Genomic DNA, 14761 nt, shown 5'->3' with positions numbered 1-14761 from the left:
CATTAGGTACCAGTTCCAGCCTAATCTTCCGTATAGCGGGATTCCAGCTTTTTTCCGACCATCCACAACAGAAACAGCACGATTAACGCCGCCGCGATTCGCCACGGATGATCGACGAGCGCCTGCAGGTCATGACCGAGAAACGACAACGTGAAAATCATGACCGACTTGCCGAGCAATATCGCGGTAAGAAACGTGTGCAAGCCGATTTTGGACATGCCGGAAGCGATGTTGATCAGCGCCGAAGGCGAAAAAGGGAAGCAGCTCAGCACGAAGATCGGCGTAAAGCCTTTGTTCTCGATCCAGGAGAAGAAGCGCTCCATTTTCGGCGACCGCTTCCGTATGCGTTCCCCGAAACGGCCGGCAAAGCGGCGGGCGAGCAGAAACACGAGAAAAGAGCCGACGCTCACGCCGATCCAGGACAGCAAAAATCCGGCCCACATCCCGTAAGCGGTAGCGTTGGCGACGACGAACACGACAAGCGGCAAAAACGGCAAAAAGGCTTCCGCCAAAGGCAGCAAAATGCCCGGCAGCGGACCGAGAGCGGAATAACGCCTCAGCAGCTCGCGAATGTCGTCGAGACCGATATCCCGAATATAGGCAATCCCGTTTTGCCAATATTGATCGAACAGAAGCGGTTCCGCATGAAAAACCATAGGCGACCTCACAGGGTCCGTAATGCGGCTTCAGCCGCGAAACAGACGGATTGGAAATAATAAATAGACGATGCATATGACGATAAAAATAGCCCCGGCCGACCCGACGACGAACGGCTCCCCGAACGAAGCGGCCGCAAGTCCCCCGAGCGAAGGCCCGATCATCCCGCCCAGGCCTTCCACCGTCGACAGCACGCCCCACCCGAGCCCGCGCTGGTCCTTCGGGACGTAAGCGGCGAGCAGCGCGTTCCATGCCGGCAGAATGGCCGAATACGCGATGCCCAGAACGGCGGCGAACGCAAACGAGAGCGCAAGCGGCGGTCCGAGCATCAAGGCGAAAAGGGCGATCCCGAACACGCAAAATCCGGCGATCAGAAACCACTGCTTCCCGAATCGATCCGCGAGCCGCCCCATCGGAATCAGGCCGACCGCCGTGAAGGCTCCTCCGGCGAACAGCAGGATCGAATAATGCGTCGGGCTCATGCCCAGGTGGTCTTCCGCGAAGCTTGGCAAAATCGGCACCAGCATCCCGGCGGCCAGCGTTTGCAGCACCATGCCGGGGATGAGCAGCTTCATTTCCCGCAGCCGGACGCCGAGCTGGGCGAGCTGCCGCGAGAAAGGCACGACGTTCAGCTCGGCGTGCGAAGAACCGGGAATGAGAAGCGACAGCAGGCAAGAGGCGAAGGCGACGCCGACCATCACCCAGAACGTCAGCGCGTATCCGATTTCCAGCAGCAGGTTCGATACGACGGGACCGGACCCGAGGCCGACGAGCCAAACCGTGTACAAAATGCCCATTTGCGTTCCCCGCCGATTTTCCCGCACATGCGTCAGACAAACGATCCAGATGGGGGAAATGCCGATGCCAAGCAGGCCGGAAGCCGCTATAAACAGCCAGGGCCATTCGGCGTAGCCGATAAGCAGCATGCCGGCCAGCGTCGCGATCACCCCTCCGCCGACGACCAGCTTGACGCTCCAGCGGTTGAGCAAATAGCCCATCGCCAGCTTGACGACGGTATCGGTCAGGTAATGGGCGGTAATGGCGATCCCGATGACGTCCAGGTTCAGGCCAAGCGAGTTTTTTCCGAAGATCGGCAGAAAGCTGATCAGCGCCGCTCCGCGAATGAACTCGGTAAGAAACAAGATGACGCCGTACAGCGACATTTCGGGACGAAACAACGATTTCGCCGCATATCCGGATGCAGCCATGCTCTCTCCTCCGTTCATTCGCCGCGTTCGGCAGAGTTTGCCGCTCCCGAAAGCGCAAGCTGCGGCTCGGCTTCGCGCAAGGCCGCCCGGTTCGCGGCTTCCCCGCCGGCGGAGCCGGGCGTCGCGGCCGCGGCTGCGGCCGCGGTTTGCGACCGTGCCGGCCAGCCTTCCCCGATTCTCCGGTACGACGGTTTTCGGTTTGCCGCGAAACGGTTTCCGTTACTTTTGATTATAGGTAAATTCGCAAGAATATCCAATGCGATCCGATCGGCCGCATTTCGCTTGCGCAGGGAGGCGACGGCGGCCTTCATTTCCTCCCGCCGTTTTCCGTCCGTCAAAAAAACGGATACGGAGCGCGCCAGCTCGTCGCTCGAGCCGCAGACAACGGCCGCTCCCTTTGCCTGAAGATATTGCGCGTTGCTCCATTCCTGTCCCGGCATCGGACGAAGCAGGAACATCGGCAGTCCGGCCTCGATCGCCTCGGAAAGCGTCAATCCGCCGGGCTTCGTGACGATGCAGTCGGACAAGCCCATCAATTCATCCATCCGCTCTACGTACCCGAACACGAACACGTTATCTCTTCCGGAGGCGAACGACCTTCTCATCGCCGTCTCCAGGGCGGAATCGCGTCCGCAGACGAGCGCGATTTGCGCCCCGGTTTCCGCCGCCAGGCGGCGGCACCGGCGGGAGACGTCCGTTCGCCCGGCGTCCGCTCCCGCCATGTAGAGCACGACGCGCCGGGCCGGATCGAGGCCGTAGCGGAGAACGTCCGCGCGGAGGTCGCCTGCCGGGCCGAAAGGCCGCCGCAGCGGGATGCCGGTCACGGCGATGCGGGAGCGCGGGATGCCGATCGAAGCGAGCTGATGGCCCAGCTCCTCCGTCGCGATATAGTATTTGCGGATTCGGGGGTGCACCCAGCGCATATGAAGATCAAAGTCCGTGATCACGTTGAACATGGGAATATTCAGTCGGTCGCGCTTGTCGGCAAAAGGAAGGGCGAGATTCGGAAACGTATGGATGACGGCATCCGGGAGTTCGGCTTCCAGCATTTTGCGCAGCTTGGGGACGCCGAACGAGTGAAGCAAATAGGCGAAAGCGGAATGGGGCCTCATGTCCTTGGTGGCGTTGTACACGAAGCCGTAAGCTTTCGGCCAGAGGGTGTAGCTTTTCTTGTAGACGAAGCGGCTGAGGCCGTTCAGCCGGGGATGGGCTTCCGCCAGCAGGTCCACCAGCTTGACGTTGTCGACGCCGGCCCGCTCGAAGCCCGATTTTAACGCTTGCGCGGCTTGCAGGTGCCCTTCGCCGAAGCGGGCGTAGAGCACCCAGATTTTCGGCTGCGCGGCCGAGGTTTCGTTGTTCTTCCCCGCCATCTTAAATCCGCCCTTTCGCAATGAAAGTCATCATAGCTGAATGGTGCCCCATACGTCATGGGGGGATGCAGTTTAAGATCAGCATAACGGGAAAGTATTAATTCGCTGTCAACCGGGTGTCAAATCCGCGATCAAACCCGCATCAAATCAGAAGGTTGAACAGCAGCGGGTCCTTATTCAGTTCCATAAATTGAAATCCTTTGCGTTTCATCCGCTCGACGAGAGGCTCGTAATCGGAACGGTTTTTGAGCTCGATGCCGACAAGGGCGGGACCGTTTTCTTTGTTGTGCTTCTTGGTGTATTCGAACTGGACGATATCGTCGTCGGGTCCCAGCACGTCGTCCAGAAATTCGCGTAGAGCCCCGGCCCGCTGCGGAAAATTAACCATGAAATAATGCTTCAGGCCTTCGAAAATAAGCGAGCGATCCTTGATTTCCTGCATGCGGTCGACGTCGTTGTTGCCGCCGCTGACGATGCAGACGACGTTCTTTCCGGCCAGGCGCTCGCCCATTCCCGCGAGGGCGGCTACCGTCAGCGCCCCAGCCGGCTCGGCGACGATCGCGTGCTCGTTGTAAAGCTCCAGGATCGTCGTGCACACGCGGCCTTCGTTCACGACGACGATCTCGTCGAGCAGGTCGTCACACATGGCGAACGTCAGATCGCCGACCCGCTTGACCGCCGCTCCGTCCACGAATTTGTCGATCTCTTCGAGAGCGACGACCTTCCGCTCCTCCTTGGAGCGCCGCATCGAGGCGGCTCCTTCCGGCTCGACGCCGATCACGACCGTGGAGGGGCTGATCGTCTTGACGTAGGCGGCGACGCCCGCGGCAAGGCCTCCGCCGCCGACCGTCACGAGCACGACGTCGATCGGCTGGCCGCTGGCCTCGACGATTTCTTTGCCGACGGTCGCGTTGCCCGCCACGATGCGGGGATCGTCGAACGGATGGACGAACGGCAGCCCGTCCGCCGTGCTGAAGCGAATCGCTTCGGCATAGGCGTCGTCGAACGTGTCGCCGGAGAGGCGAACTTCGACGCTGTCGCCGCCGAACATTTTCACCTGGTTGATCTTTTGCCGCGGCGTCGTCGTCGGCATGTAGATCACGCCGCGAATGCCGAGCGCGTTGCAGGAATAGGCGACCCCCTGCGCGTGATTGCCGGCGCTCGCGCAGACGACGCCCTTCCGGCGATCTTCCTCGGACAGGGAAGAAATCAAATTATAGGCTCCGCGGATTTTGAACGAGCGGACCACCTGCTGATCTTCGCGTTTCAAATATACGTTGCAGCCGTATTTGGCGGATAGCCCCCGATTGTGCTGAAGCGGCGTCGGCACGACGACATCTTGCAACACCCGGTGCGCGTGAAGGATGTCTTCGAGGCGAACCGGCAGATCGGAGGAAAAGGGCGAGTCGTTCATCGTGCAATCATCCTTTCGGTTTTTAATGTTATACTCTTATGAAAGGCGGAAGTCAATCGTTTATTTTCGCTTGTCCGGAATAAGGAAGAAGGGTGGGAGACGAACGGTGAAAAAGCTGCTCATAGCCCTGATCGTTTTGATTTTGCTCGCCGCGGGTGCGGGAATCGGCGCTTACGTTTACGTTTCTCCCGAAGAAGAGTTGGATTTGGCGTTTTCCGAGGTGCCCTTGCGCAATCGCGCGATCGATATGGTCAAACGCTTGTCGACCGATTTGATTATGTCCGAACAGGATGTCAATGACTTGGCGAAAGCGGAGCTTGCGGGCAACCCGCGTTTGTCGCGGGACCTCGAGATTACGGGAATAAGGCTTGAATTGAAGGACGGCTTTGTCGAGGCTCATGCCAACGTCATTTGGAAAAGCCGGATACCGGTCGGCCTCGTCGTTCAATACCGGTTGTCATGGCAATCCCCTATGCTGGTTCTCGTCCCGACGGAAGCGAAAGCAAAGGATATTTCTTTGCCGTTGGAATGGCTGGAGGCCATCGACATCCCGCTTGGCGACCGCTTGCCGGAGGCTCTCCGAATCGAAAGCGTCGAGGCGGGCGAAGGGAAGCTGACCGTTTCGTTTCGGCGGCCGAACGCGAGGGAGTTGCAGGAAATGCTGGGATTCTGAAAGAACATTAAAGAACGGTCCGGGAAGAGATATGAAATTGATTCGAAATACCATCGGGGGGTATACTATAGAAGTGCAAAACACGATATCCCGGGAGGTATAAAAAATGGTAAAGCGAATCCTTTTGGTCGGAGCCGCGGCAATCGCGCTAAGCGGGTGCGGTGCGGGCGAAAATAACGGAGGCGCCGGTCGGCTCGAATAGCGGGAACCATGCCGGACACTCGGACATGAACCATTCCGTTTCGGGAGAGCTTCCCCCGTCCTTGAAGGAAGCCGCGAACCCGAAATTCGAGGTCGGGAGCCAGGCTTTGTTGATCGCGGATCATATGGAAGGGATGGAAGCCGCCGAGGCGACGATCGCGGGCGCTTACGATACGATTGTGTATGCGGTATCCTATACCCCGACGACGGGCGGGAAGCCGGTCGAAAATCATAAATGGGTCATTCAGGAGGAAATTCAAGATGCCGCCGACCGCCCCTATGAACCGGGAGAAAAAGTCGTACTGAAAGCGGACCATATGAAAGGCATGAAGGGGGCCGTCGCCACGATCGATTCGGCCGAAGCCGGAACCGTCTACGCGGTCGATTACACGCCCGCTGCGGGAGGAGAGCCGGTAAAAAACCATAAATGGGTAACCGAGAGCGAGCTTTCGCCAATGCCATAGATAATCCAATTAATTTATAAATGAACCAAAAAAAGGAATCCACTCGTTGTGCGAATGCGGTTCTTTCAAGTATACTGGAAGCGTACCCTATTCATAAAAGGGGCGTTTCTTTTTATTGGCGTAAGCGTTTTCAAAAAGTCGATGAATCGTATCCGATAAGGAGGTGAAACCTTTGCGGCGCGTATCCGATATATATAGAGAGAGGGGGACGAAGGTAATGAATGCGGTCGTGGGCCGGAAAGCAAGATTCGGTCGACGGGCGTGGTTAACGGCAGTCGGGGCCGTCATGCTCTGGGGATCCGATGCGATCCCGGCGGCGGCCGCGGATTCGTTCGAGGCTTTTAACGCGGAGGCCGGCATGTCGACGCTTCCGCTATTGGCGGCGATGGCCCTCGGAATCGGGGTGGCTGTCGCGGCGGTTATCGCCTTTTTGCAGATGACGACGAAGTCGCGCGGCAAAACGGACGAACATGCGGATATTGCGGAGTACGGCCTGGAGGAAGCGATTTTCGATCCGCACGAAAAGGAACGGATTGCGGAGCCGAACGACAATGAGGACGACCGGCTGTTTCATACGATAGACGTCGAGCTTCCCGACGAGACGAAGCGGCTTGCTCCGGTCCCGCAGGCGGAAAGGGCCGAAGAAGGGGAGCCGAGGCTGTGCGGCTTGGAAGGAGAATTTGCCGGAAGCGCCTATCGGATCACGGATCGGGTATTGTCCATCGGCCGCGACGCCGTTCAATGCGGGCTCGTGTTTCCGAACGATGCGGGCGACGTCAGCCGCAAGCATTGTTCGCTCCGTTACGATTCCGAGCGCAGGATGTTTTTGCTGGAAGACCACGGATCGTCGAACGGAACTTTTTTATCCGACGGCAGAAGGCTCGTTCCGGGACAAAAGTACGAATTGCTTTCCGGAGACGAGTTCACGCTGTCCGGACACAAGCACCGGTTCGAGGTCAGGGACTAGGCGGGGCGCGGGGCCTTGATCGCCGGACGCTGCTCCGCTGGTCCCAATGTTGAGGTTTTGCTTTTAACGGGCCCCGAAAACTGATATAATCAAAAAGAGCAAACTTTTCGAAAATTCTAGACAGACGAAGGACGGATAAGAAAGACCATACTTGCGGGATTCGTTTCCGCCGGGAGGGATTGTCTTGGCCAAGCGCAGCCACAACGAAGTCCAAGAAAGTTTGATGGAATTGACGAGAATTTTCCGACCGAAGGACCCGCGCAAGTTTGTGAAGGACTATATCCGCAAATACCGGGTAACGGGCGGCTACGAAGACGAATTGACCGTTCTCGTGGAACGCGAGATGGACAAATTGAATTCATCCGCCTCCTGACCGAAATGACGGATGCCAATCCGGAAGCGGGCGTCTGCCGGAGATGCCCTATCCGGTTTTTTTTGCATATTCGGACTGTTTTTGTTCTTCGCCTCGCTAAAGAGCGTATGCTAAAGTTAGGCTGCTGCGGGGGAGGGGGAGGACCGCCTATGCGAAGCGAGATTGAAGCGAGGTCTATGTTGGATTTTGTCCAATCAAGGGAGTGTAAAACGGGGAAATCGTGACCTAGAGTGGATTTTATCCAACGAAGAACTTGAAATCGGGGTGAAAACGCCGAAAAGACCTCGCCTGATTGGCCAAAATCCAACGAAGCTGAGAAGTTCCGTGAAAAGAGGGATCCTGGTTGGATGGAATCCAACCAAGCTTCTCCGAACTCAGTCTCAGTGCATTCTGCTAATCCTTTGCCATCCTACCCGTCCCCAGCCCTTCGCAGTATTCCGCGATTCATGGAGTTGCCGCACTCATCCGAACCGGTTAGACGCACGCGGCCGGAGTCAGTTGGGTAAATATGACTCAACTGAACCGGTTAGACGCACGCGGCCGGAGTCCTCGCGTATCCTTGCGATCACATAAATAAAGGGTCGATCCGCCGAGCTTGCATGCCATCGCTCCGGGTCGACCCTTCGTTATGTTCACGTTCCCTCGGCTCCGAGCTCGTACAGCGGGACCGGCACCTCGTTTCCCCCGGCGAACGTGTACTTCACCAGCTTGTTAAACTCCGGAAGCAGCGGTTCGAGCGGCCGATGTCCCCAATCGGCTTTGGCGAATTCGAGCAGCTGGTTGACGAATTCCTGATTGGCCGAAATGTGGACTTCCGCATATTTTTGCCCGCTGGTTCTCCGGATCGTCTCCCCGATAACCTGTTTCAGTTCCGAAGAGATGTCCGAAGGATCCTTGTGCGAGAAATAAGAGTTATAAGGAGTGGCCGCCTTTCGGTAGCTCCATCTCGGGCTTCCCGTATCGTTGTTGTACACCCCGTCCGTCGTCCCCGTATTGTCCTGTTCCTTCGTTCTCGGGCCCCCTCGCGCTTTGGTTCCGGTTGCGGACCAGTCGGTTAAGATGGCCGCGTACGCGTTTTTATCCGTCACCATGACGATGGCGGAGCTGACCCCGGGAATCGTACTCACTTTATAGGAGAGCTTCGAATCGTAATCGAAATACCGGTTGTCGTGCTGTTTCGGATTTCGGGTCGTCGAGCCGTAGGAACGAACGCTCCGCATTTTCGGATCGTGATGAGTCCGGCTGGAGTAATCTTGAGCGCTGCGTTGAAAATGCGCTTTGTAGTTGCAGGCGGACGCGCTCCATATGAGCAAGAGCGCCAAGCCGCCCGTCAACCAGCGGCGACTGTTCATGGTTCCATCCCCTTCGCGAAAGCATTATGCATATTGTTCGCTTCGAAAGTTCAAAGTATGTACATCGCCACGGGTACATAAAACACGGCACAAATGGCAAATGCTTGAGGGAAGGAGACTGAAGCGGCAAGCCGGACGGAATCAAGCAAGCCGCCGCTTCGGCAGTGCCGCGGACTTCCGGATTTACGCCCGAAACCCCTTGAGCCACAACGTTTTTGACAGTTTTGAGAACAATTTGTGAACTGTTCTGTGAACGTTGACAAAATGATACACGAATCCTTATAGTTATTAGAGTGATTACGAGCGTCAAAATTTGGTCACAACATCCGTGCAACACGTAGCCTGCCGCCAAATCGCCGATTTTGGCAGTCTATGAAAACGTTAAAGTGGGGTTGAAAATGATGAATCGGTGGCGTGTAATGAAGCGGTTACTTCCGCTGATGGCAGGAATGATCTTGGTCCTGTCGGCATGCGGACGGGAGGACTTGTCCGCGCTTAACCCGCAAGGTCCGGTTGCCAGAAAACAGCTGGAACTGATGCAGCTTTCGATCGGGATTATGGCCCTGGTTGTCATCGTCGTGTTCGCCATTTGCATTTACGTGCTGATTCGTTTCCGTCGGCGCAAAGGCGACAAGAGCATTCCGAAACAAGTGGAAGGCAATCACAAGCTCGAAATCATTTGGACGGTCATTCCGATCATTTTGCTCGTTATTTTGGGCGTTCCGACGATTTCGACCGTATTCGGCCTGTCCAAGGATTACTCCAACGATCCCGACGCTCTTCAAGTCAAGGTGACGGCGCACCAATATTGGTGGGAATTCGAATACCCGGATCTCGGCATTACGACGGCCCAGGAACTGGTCGTTCCGACCGGCAAGAAAGTCATGTTCGAGCTCGTGACGGCCGACGTCAAGCACTCCTTCTGGATTCCGGCGATCGGCGGCAAGATGGACAACAACGACGGCATCACGAACAAAATGTATTTGGAATTCGACAAGGAAGGCGTCTTCCGCGGCAAATGCGCCGAGCTTTGCGGTCCTTCGCACAGCTTGATGGACTTCAAAGCGAAAGCGGTCGACCAGGCCTCGTTCGATCGCTGGGTGGCCGCGATCAAGGAGCCGGTGGAAGCTCCGGCGGACGAAACCGTGAAAGCCGCGTTCGAAAACAAGTGCCTGACCTGCCACGCGATCGGCGACGTCAGCACGGGCTCGAGCGCTCCCAACCTGACGGGCATTGGCAGCAGGCTCACGATCGGCGGCATCCTCTACAACGACGAAGCGCCGACGGTCGATAATCTGGTGGAATGGATCACGGATCCGCAAGCGGTCAAGCCGGGCAACATGATGCCGACGGCCGAAGAGCTTGAACTGTCCGAAGAGGAAATCAGAGGAATCGCCGAGTACTTGGCGAACAACAAGCTGGAATATTAATTTGACGGGGAAATGAAGGGGGACGCGGCTTTGGCTGCTCATGCGCACACAGTCAAGCGATATCGGGGCTTGATGGATTGGCTGACAACCGTCGACCATAAAAAGATCGGCATTCTGTACTTAATCGCGGGTGGCCTGTTCTTCCTGATCGGGGGACTGGAAGCGATTTTGATCCGGATCCAGTTGATCACGCCGATGAATGATTTTGTTTCTGCCGATACGTTCAACGAATTGATCACGATGCACGGTACGACAATGATTTTCCTTGCGGCGATGCCGCTTCTGTTCGCGCTGATGAACGCGATTATCCCGCTGCAAATCGGCGCGCGCGACGTCGCGTTTCCGTTTCTGAACGCGCTCGGCTTCTGGACGTTCTTCTTCGGCGGCCTGCTGCTGAACATCAGCTGGTTCGCCGGCAACGTGCCCGACGCCGGCTGGACGTCTTACGTGCCGCTGGCCAGCCCGACGTACAGCGAAGGCTCGGGCGTCGACTATTACGTCCTCGGCCTGCAGATTGCCGGGATCGGGACGCTGCTCGGCGGCATCAACTTCATGGCGACGATCATCAACATGCGGGCTCCGGGCATGTCGTTCATGCGGATGCCGATGTTCACCTGGACGATTTTCATTACGTCCGCGCTGATCGTATTCGCCTTCCCGGTTCTGACCGTCGGCCTCGTCGCGCTGATGTTCGACCGCTTGTTTTTCGCGAACTTCTTCGAAACGGCGGCAGGCGGCAGCAGCGTGCTCTGGGAGCATATTTTCTGGGTGTTCGGTCACCCCGAAGTTTACATTCTGATCCTGCCGGCATTCGGCATCATTTCCGAAGTCGTCAGCACGTTTTCCCGGAAGCGCCTGTTCGGGTACAGCTCGATGGTGTTCGCGACCGTCCTGATCGCCTTCCTCGGCTTCATGGTTTGGGCGCACCACATGTTTACGACCGGTCTCGGCCCGGTGGCGAACGCGTTGTTCTCCATCGCGACGATGCTGATCGCGGTGCCGACCGGCATCAAGATTTTCAACTGGCTGTTCACGCTCTGGGGCGGCTCGATCCGCTTCACGACAGCGTCCCTGTTCGGCATCGGGTTCATCCCGACGTTCGTCATGGGCGGCGTCACCGGCGTCATGCTGGCGGCGGCCCCGGCCGACTATCAGTACCACGATACGTATTTCGTCGTCGCTCACTTCCACTACGTTATCGTCGGCGGTCTGGTGTTCGGCATTTTCGCCGGCCTGTTCTACTGGTGGCCGAAAATGTTCGGACGCATGCTCAACGAAGGTCTCGGCAAAATTACGTTCGTCACCTTTTTCATCGGCTTCCACCTGACGTTCTTCGTGCAGCATTTCCTCGGCTTGCTGGGGATGCCGCGCCGGGTATGGACGTATCTGGACGGCCAAGGCTTCAACGGCATGAACCTGATCAGTACGATCGGCGCGATCCTGATGGGCATCGGCACGATCGTCATGCTGATCAACATCGTGGTGACTTCGTTCAAGAAAGCAAACGCTTCGAACGACCCGTGGGAAGACGGCCGCTCGCTCGAATGGACGATTTCCTCGCCGCCGCCGGAGTACAACTTCAAGCAAATTCCGCTCGTGCGCGGCTATGATGCATGGTGGAAGGAGAAAATGGAAGGCAACGCCGCAATGACGCCGGCCGAGCCGCCGGGACCGATTCATATGCCTTCGCCATCGATCCTTCCGTTCGTCATGAGCGTAGGCTTGTTCATCTCCGGTTTCGGATTTATTTACGACATGCTGTTCCTTGCGATCGGCGGATTGGCGATTACGCTGATTTGCATGCTGCTGCGCTCGGTATTCGACGATCACGGCTTCCATATCGAAGAGCATGAACAGGAGAAAGGGGTGACCGTATGAGTTCGCATCAGCACGCGGAAGGCCATCTTCCGCACGAACCGGAAAAGGCGACGCTGGAAGGCCGCAATAAAATTCTCGGCTTCTGGCTGTTCCTCGGCGCGGAGACGGCGCTGTTCGGCACCCTTTTCTCGGCGTTTCTCGCTCTGCGCCACAACGTGAACGACGGTCCGACCTCGCAGCACCTGTTCGAGCTGCCGATGATTTTCGCGGCCACGATGATCCTGTTGTTCTCGAGCCTCATGAGCGTGTTCGCCGTTCAGGCGATGCACCGCCACCAGGTCAAGGCCATGATCGGCTGGCTGCTCGCCACGATCGTGCTCGGCCTCGGCTTCCTGGGTTTGGAGGTATACGAGTTCTACCACTATATTCATGAAGGCCTCATGATGCCGACGAGCGCGTTCAGCTCCTCGTTCTACACGCTGGTCGGCTTCCACGGCGCGCACGTCGCGTTCGGGGTGTTGTGGATCGGTTTGCTCATTCTGCAGGTGCTCAAGAAAGGCCTGACCACCGTAACCGCTCCGAAAATTTACGTGTCGGCGATTTACTGGCACTTCATCGATGTCGTGTGGGTTTTCATCTTCACCGTTGTTTACCTGATGGGAAAGGTGGGTTAACCTCATGTCGAACGAACATACGACTTCCGAAGGAAATGCGAAACGCCACCGGGTGGAAGGCCCCCAAAAGCACATCGTCGCGTTTGTTCTGTCGCTGGTGCTTACGATCATCGCCTTCGTGACGGTCGCCTCCGGCGAAATCAACACTAATTTCACCTACATCGTTCTGGTGGCGATGGCAATCGTCCAAGTGTTCGTCCAGCTTGCATTCTGGATGCACATGAAGGACAAAGGCCACATGTTTGCCATTATCGCGATTTTGTCCGGTTGCTTCGTCGTTTTCACGATGATCATCATGGCCTTATACTGGGTATGGTGGTAATTGCAAAAGGCTAAACTGCAAAGAGGCGGGTCCCCAATCCGCCTCTTTTTTCCGTTTTAAGTTCGGGATCGGAAAGGAGGAAACGACATGCCGGGTTTGGATTATTTTTCGTTCGCCGAAATGTGGAGTCCGCTTTTTTTGGTGTTCATGCTGCTGATTGCGACGTTGTATGCGTTCGTGGTCGGGCCGTGGAGGCAGAGGTTCGGCGGCGTCGAGGCGGTGCCGGTTGTCCGGCAGCTCGCCTTTTACGGCGCGATGCTGCTGCTCTATCTCGTGCACGGAGGCCCGCTTAGCTTGCTTGGGCATCTGATGTTTACGTTTCATATGACCGATATGGCCATATCTTACATTATCGTGCCCCCCCTGTTGCTGTACGGGATACCGGGCTGGCTGTGGAAATGGGCGTTCGGGCGCGCGTTCTGGAAGCCGTTCCGCCTGTTCGCCAATCCGCTGTTCGGCTTGTTTGCGTTCAATCTGCTGTTTTCGTTCTACCATATGCCGGACGTTCACGACTGGGTGATGACCCATTACGTCATCCACGGCTTCTTTTACGCGCTGCTGCTGGTCGTCGCGCTGCTGAACTGGTGGCACGTCATGTGCCCGGTGCCGGAATGGAGCAGAGTGACGTCGCTGCGCAAGCTCGGTTATATTTTCGCCAACGGCCTGTTGCTGACGCCGGCCTGCGTGCTCATTATTTTTGCCCCCGAACCCTTATTCGCGGTGTACAACGATCCGCAGGTCTGGGTCCAGGCGATGGGGTATTGCGTTTCTGGCGATCCGGCGAGATTGCTGGAGCAGTTCGAAGGCCCCGCGTTTTTCAACCTGATGTCGGGCAGGGAGGATCAGCAGCTTGGCGGCATCGTCATGAAGCTGCTGCAGGAATTCGTTAACATTTGGGCGCTGTATTCGGTGTTCATGCAGTGGTACCGCAAGGAGAAGTCCCAGGAAGACGACCCCGCATTCGATCATGCCGCGTCCGGACGTTTGAACAATGTGTGAAACCGTTCGATTCGGTTTGAACAACGCATGACGGGAATGTACAATAAAATTTAGGTATTCACGTCGATAAGCGGGAGAATCGGACTATGACATCTTACGAAATTTTTCCAACGATCAGCACAAGCTTCATTGCGCTCAGCGCGATTCTGGTCGCGATCGGCTGGCGGCTGATTATCGTCGGCAAGCGGGAAGCCCACGAGAAAACGATGATCGCGGCCGCGATTGCGGCTGTCGTGTTTTTTATCATTTACGTGTCCAGGACGATTTTTATCGGCAATACGACCTGGGGCGGACCGGAAAGCCTGAAGACGGTGTACCAAGTGTTTTTGATATTCCACATCGTTCTGGCGACGGTGGCGGCCGTGTTCGGCATCACGACGCTGGTGCTGGCCTTCCGCAAAAACTTCGGCAAGCACCGGAAGTGGGGGCGCGTGACGGCGGTTACCTGGTTCGTTACCGCGATTACCGGCATTACGGTGTACGTGCTGCTCTACCTGCTGTATCCGGGCGGACATACGAAGCCGGTGATCGAAGCGATTTTCGGATAAAACAAAAAGACGGTTCCGGGGCAAAGCGCTTGCCCGGAATCGTCTTTTTGTTTTTATTGCCGGTTTTGCCGCTCGGCAGCCCCGGAGGAGCGGTTGTTTTGCTCGAACGCTTCGGCGGCTTCCTCGGCGGAAAATTCCGTATCCGCGGTGCCTTCTCCCGGAACGGGCATTTTGTTCAATTCGGTCGTTTGAACGTCCGCTTTGGACGAACGATTCTGGCGTTGCGTCATGCGCGACAGCCTCCCTTGGCGTTGGAATGGGAACCAGGGAATAAGGTTTCCTTACTCGGCT

Annotated in this window: 15 protein-coding genes and 1 pseudogene; 10 read left to right on the top strand and 6 right to left on the bottom strand. The window is 56.9% G+C overall.

Features of this window, described 5'->3' with window-relative positions; translation table 11 throughout:
• Nucleotides 1-20: 20 nt before the first annotated feature.
• The 4 genes from B7E11_RS07460 to ilvA all read right to left on the bottom strand — a co-directional run bounded on the left by B7E11_RS07460 (nt 21) and on the right by ilvA (nt 4649).
• Nucleotides 21-656 carry a TVP38/TMEM64 family protein gene (locus B7E11_RS07460; protein ID WP_080833051.1) on the bottom strand — a complete coding sequence of 212 codons (636 nt, stop codon included), beginning with the start codon at nt 654-656 and terminating at the stop codon, nt 21-23.
• Between the two features lie 30 nt (nt 657-686).
• Complete coding sequence (locus tag B7E11_RS07455; protein WP_080833050.1) at nt 687-1865, bottom strand: MFS transporter; 1179 nt, start codon at nt 1863-1865, stop codon at nt 687-689.
• Nucleotides 1866-1879: 14 nt separating this feature from the next.
• Entirely contained in the window at nt 1880-3235 is a 1356-nt protein-coding gene (locus tag B7E11_RS07450; protein ID WP_080833047.1) for an MGDG synthase family glycosyltransferase, read from the bottom strand.
• Nucleotides 3236-3377: 142 nt separating this feature from the next.
• Entirely contained in the window at nt 3378-4649 is a 1272-nt protein-coding gene (gene ilvA / locus B7E11_RS07445) for a threonine ammonia-lyase IlvA (RefSeq protein ID WP_080833045.1), read from the bottom strand.
• Between the two features lie 106 nt (nt 4650-4755).
• Here ilvA and B7E11_RS07440 point away from each other — a divergent pair, with 106 nt between their 5' ends.
• The 4 genes and pseudogenes from B7E11_RS07440 (at nt 4756) to B7E11_RS07425 (ending at nt 7327) form a co-directional block, all read left to right on the top strand.
• On the top strand, nt 4756-5322 hold the full coding sequence (locus B7E11_RS07440) for a hypothetical protein (protein WP_080833043.1): 567 nt from the start codon (nt 4756-4758) through the stop codon (nt 5320-5322).
• A gap of 106 nt (nt 5323-5428) precedes the next feature.
• Nucleotides 5429-5987: pseudogene (locus tag B7E11_RS07435) on the top strand (YdhK family protein).
• Nucleotides 5988-6204: 217 nt separating this feature from the next.
• On the top strand, nt 6205-6954 hold the full coding sequence (locus B7E11_RS07430) for an FHA domain-containing protein (RefSeq protein WP_080833041.1): 750 nt from the start codon (nt 6205-6207) through the stop codon (nt 6952-6954).
• A 184-nt stretch (nt 6955-7138) separates the two neighbouring features.
• The gene (locus B7E11_RS07425) at nt 7139-7327 is read left to right on the top strand and encodes a hypothetical protein (protein WP_080833039.1); all 189 of its coding nucleotides are present in this window, start codon (nt 7139-7141) and stop codon (nt 7325-7327) included.
• A gap of 632 nt (nt 7328-7959) precedes the next feature.
• On the opposite strand, the gene B7E11_RS07420 is transcribed toward B7E11_RS07425, so the two are convergent.
• Nucleotides 7960-8679: a hypothetical protein gene (locus B7E11_RS07420; RefSeq protein WP_080833036.1), complete on the bottom strand. Its 720-nt coding sequence runs from the start codon at nt 8677-8679 to the stop codon at nt 7960-7962.
• 398 nt (nt 8680-9077) lie between these two features.
• Here B7E11_RS07420 and coxB point away from each other — a divergent pair, with 398 nt between their 5' ends.
• From coxB to B7E11_RS07390, 6 genes are all read left to right on the top strand, one after another.
• Complete coding sequence (coxB, locus tag B7E11_RS07415) at nt 9078-10109, top strand: cytochrome c oxidase subunit II (protein ID WP_080833033.1); 1032 nt, start codon at nt 9078-9080, stop codon at nt 10107-10109.
• A 72-nt stretch (nt 10110-10181) separates the two neighbouring features.
• Nucleotides 10182-11987 carry a cytochrome c oxidase subunit I gene (ctaD, locus tag B7E11_RS07410; protein WP_245809666.1) on the top strand — a complete coding sequence of 602 codons (1806 nt, stop codon included), beginning with the start codon at nt 10182-10184 and terminating at the stop codon, nt 11985-11987.
• Nucleotides 11984-12601 carry a cytochrome (ubi)quinol oxidase subunit III gene (locus tag B7E11_RS07405; RefSeq protein WP_080833028.1) on the top strand — a complete coding sequence of 206 codons (618 nt, stop codon included), beginning with the start codon at nt 11984-11986 and terminating at the stop codon, nt 12599-12601. The genes ctaD and B7E11_RS07405 overlap by 4 nt, the downstream gene beginning before the upstream one ends.
• 4 nt (nt 12602-12605) lie before the next feature.
• Nucleotides 12606-12923, top strand: coding sequence for a cytochrome C oxidase subunit IV family protein (locus B7E11_RS07400; RefSeq protein ID WP_080833027.1), 318 nt, complete (start codon nt 12606-12608; stop codon nt 12921-12923).
• Between the two features lie 87 nt (nt 12924-13010).
• The gene (ctaG, locus tag B7E11_RS07395; RefSeq protein ID WP_080833024.1) at nt 13011-13922 is read left to right on the top strand and encodes a cytochrome c oxidase assembly factor CtaG; all 912 of its coding nucleotides are present in this window, start codon (nt 13011-13013) and stop codon (nt 13920-13922) included.
• A gap of 86 nt (nt 13923-14008) precedes the next feature.
• Entirely contained in the window at nt 14009-14470 is a 462-nt protein-coding gene (locus B7E11_RS07390) for a DUF420 domain-containing protein (RefSeq protein ID WP_080833022.1), read from the top strand.
• A gap of 53 nt (nt 14471-14523) precedes the next feature.
• Here the strand turns inward: B7E11_RS07390 and B7E11_RS29410 are convergent, their stop codons facing one another.
• A complete protein-coding gene (locus B7E11_RS29410; RefSeq protein WP_176220640.1) occupies nt 14524-14700 on the bottom strand; it encodes a hypothetical protein in 177 nt (58 codons plus the stop codon).
• Nucleotides 14701-14761: the final 61 nt, after the last annotated feature.

Origin of the sequence: Cohnella massiliensis (genome assembly GCF_900169535.1) — a bacterium.
GTDB lineage: Bacteria > Bacillota > Bacilli > Paenibacillales > Paenibacillaceae > Cohnella > Cohnella algarum.
Note: the sequence above shows the minus strand (reverse complement) of the source record. Positions and strands in the feature narration are given on the sequence as shown.

What these genes read in the sequence shown, in the direction of transcription:
- ilvA (WP_080833045.1), bottom strand. Translation starts at nt 4,649, where the DNA reads ATGAACGACTCGCCCTTTTCCTCCGATCTGCCGGTTCGCCTCGAAGAC.
- B7E11_RS07450 (WP_080833047.1), bottom strand. Translation starts at nt 3,235, where the DNA reads ATGGCGGGGAAGAACAACGAAACCTCGGCCGCGCAGCCGAAAATCTGG.
- B7E11_RS29410 (WP_176220640.1), bottom strand. Translation starts at nt 14,700, where the DNA reads ATGACGCAACGCCAGAATCGTTCGTCCAAAGCGGACGTTCAAACGACC.
- ctaD (WP_245809666.1), top strand. Translation starts at nt 10,182, where the DNA reads ATGGATTGGCTGACAACCGTCGACCATAAAAAGATCGGCATTCTGTAC.
- B7E11_RS07420 (WP_080833036.1), bottom strand. Translation starts at nt 8,679, where the DNA reads ATGAACAGTCGCCGCTGGTTGACGGGCGGCTTGGCGCTCTTGCTCATA.
- B7E11_RS07460 (WP_080833051.1), bottom strand. Translation starts at nt 656, where the DNA reads ATGGTTTTTCATGCGGAACCGCTTCTGTTCGATCAATATTGGCAAAAC.
- ctaG (WP_080833024.1), top strand. Translation starts at nt 13,011, where the DNA reads ATGCCGGGTTTGGATTATTTTTCGTTCGCCGAAATGTGGAGTCCGCTT.
- B7E11_RS07405 (WP_080833028.1), top strand. Translation starts at nt 11,984, where the DNA reads ATGAGTTCGCATCAGCACGCGGAAGGCCATCTTCCGCACGAACCGGAA.
- B7E11_RS07400 (WP_080833027.1), top strand. Translation starts at nt 12,606, where the DNA reads ATGTCGAACGAACATACGACTTCCGAAGGAAATGCGAAACGCCACCGG.
- B7E11_RS07390 (WP_080833022.1), top strand. Translation starts at nt 14,009, where the DNA reads ATGACATCTTACGAAATTTTTCCAACGATCAGCACAAGCTTCATTGCG.
- B7E11_RS07430 (WP_080833041.1), top strand. Translation starts at nt 6,205, where the DNA reads ATGAATGCGGTCGTGGGCCGGAAAGCAAGATTCGGTCGACGGGCGTGG.
- coxB (WP_080833033.1), top strand. Translation starts at nt 9,078, where the DNA reads ATGATGAATCGGTGGCGTGTAATGAAGCGGTTACTTCCGCTGATGGCA.
- B7E11_RS07455 (WP_080833050.1), bottom strand. Translation starts at nt 1,865, where the DNA reads ATGGCTGCATCCGGATATGCGGCGAAATCGTTGTTTCGTCCCGAAATG.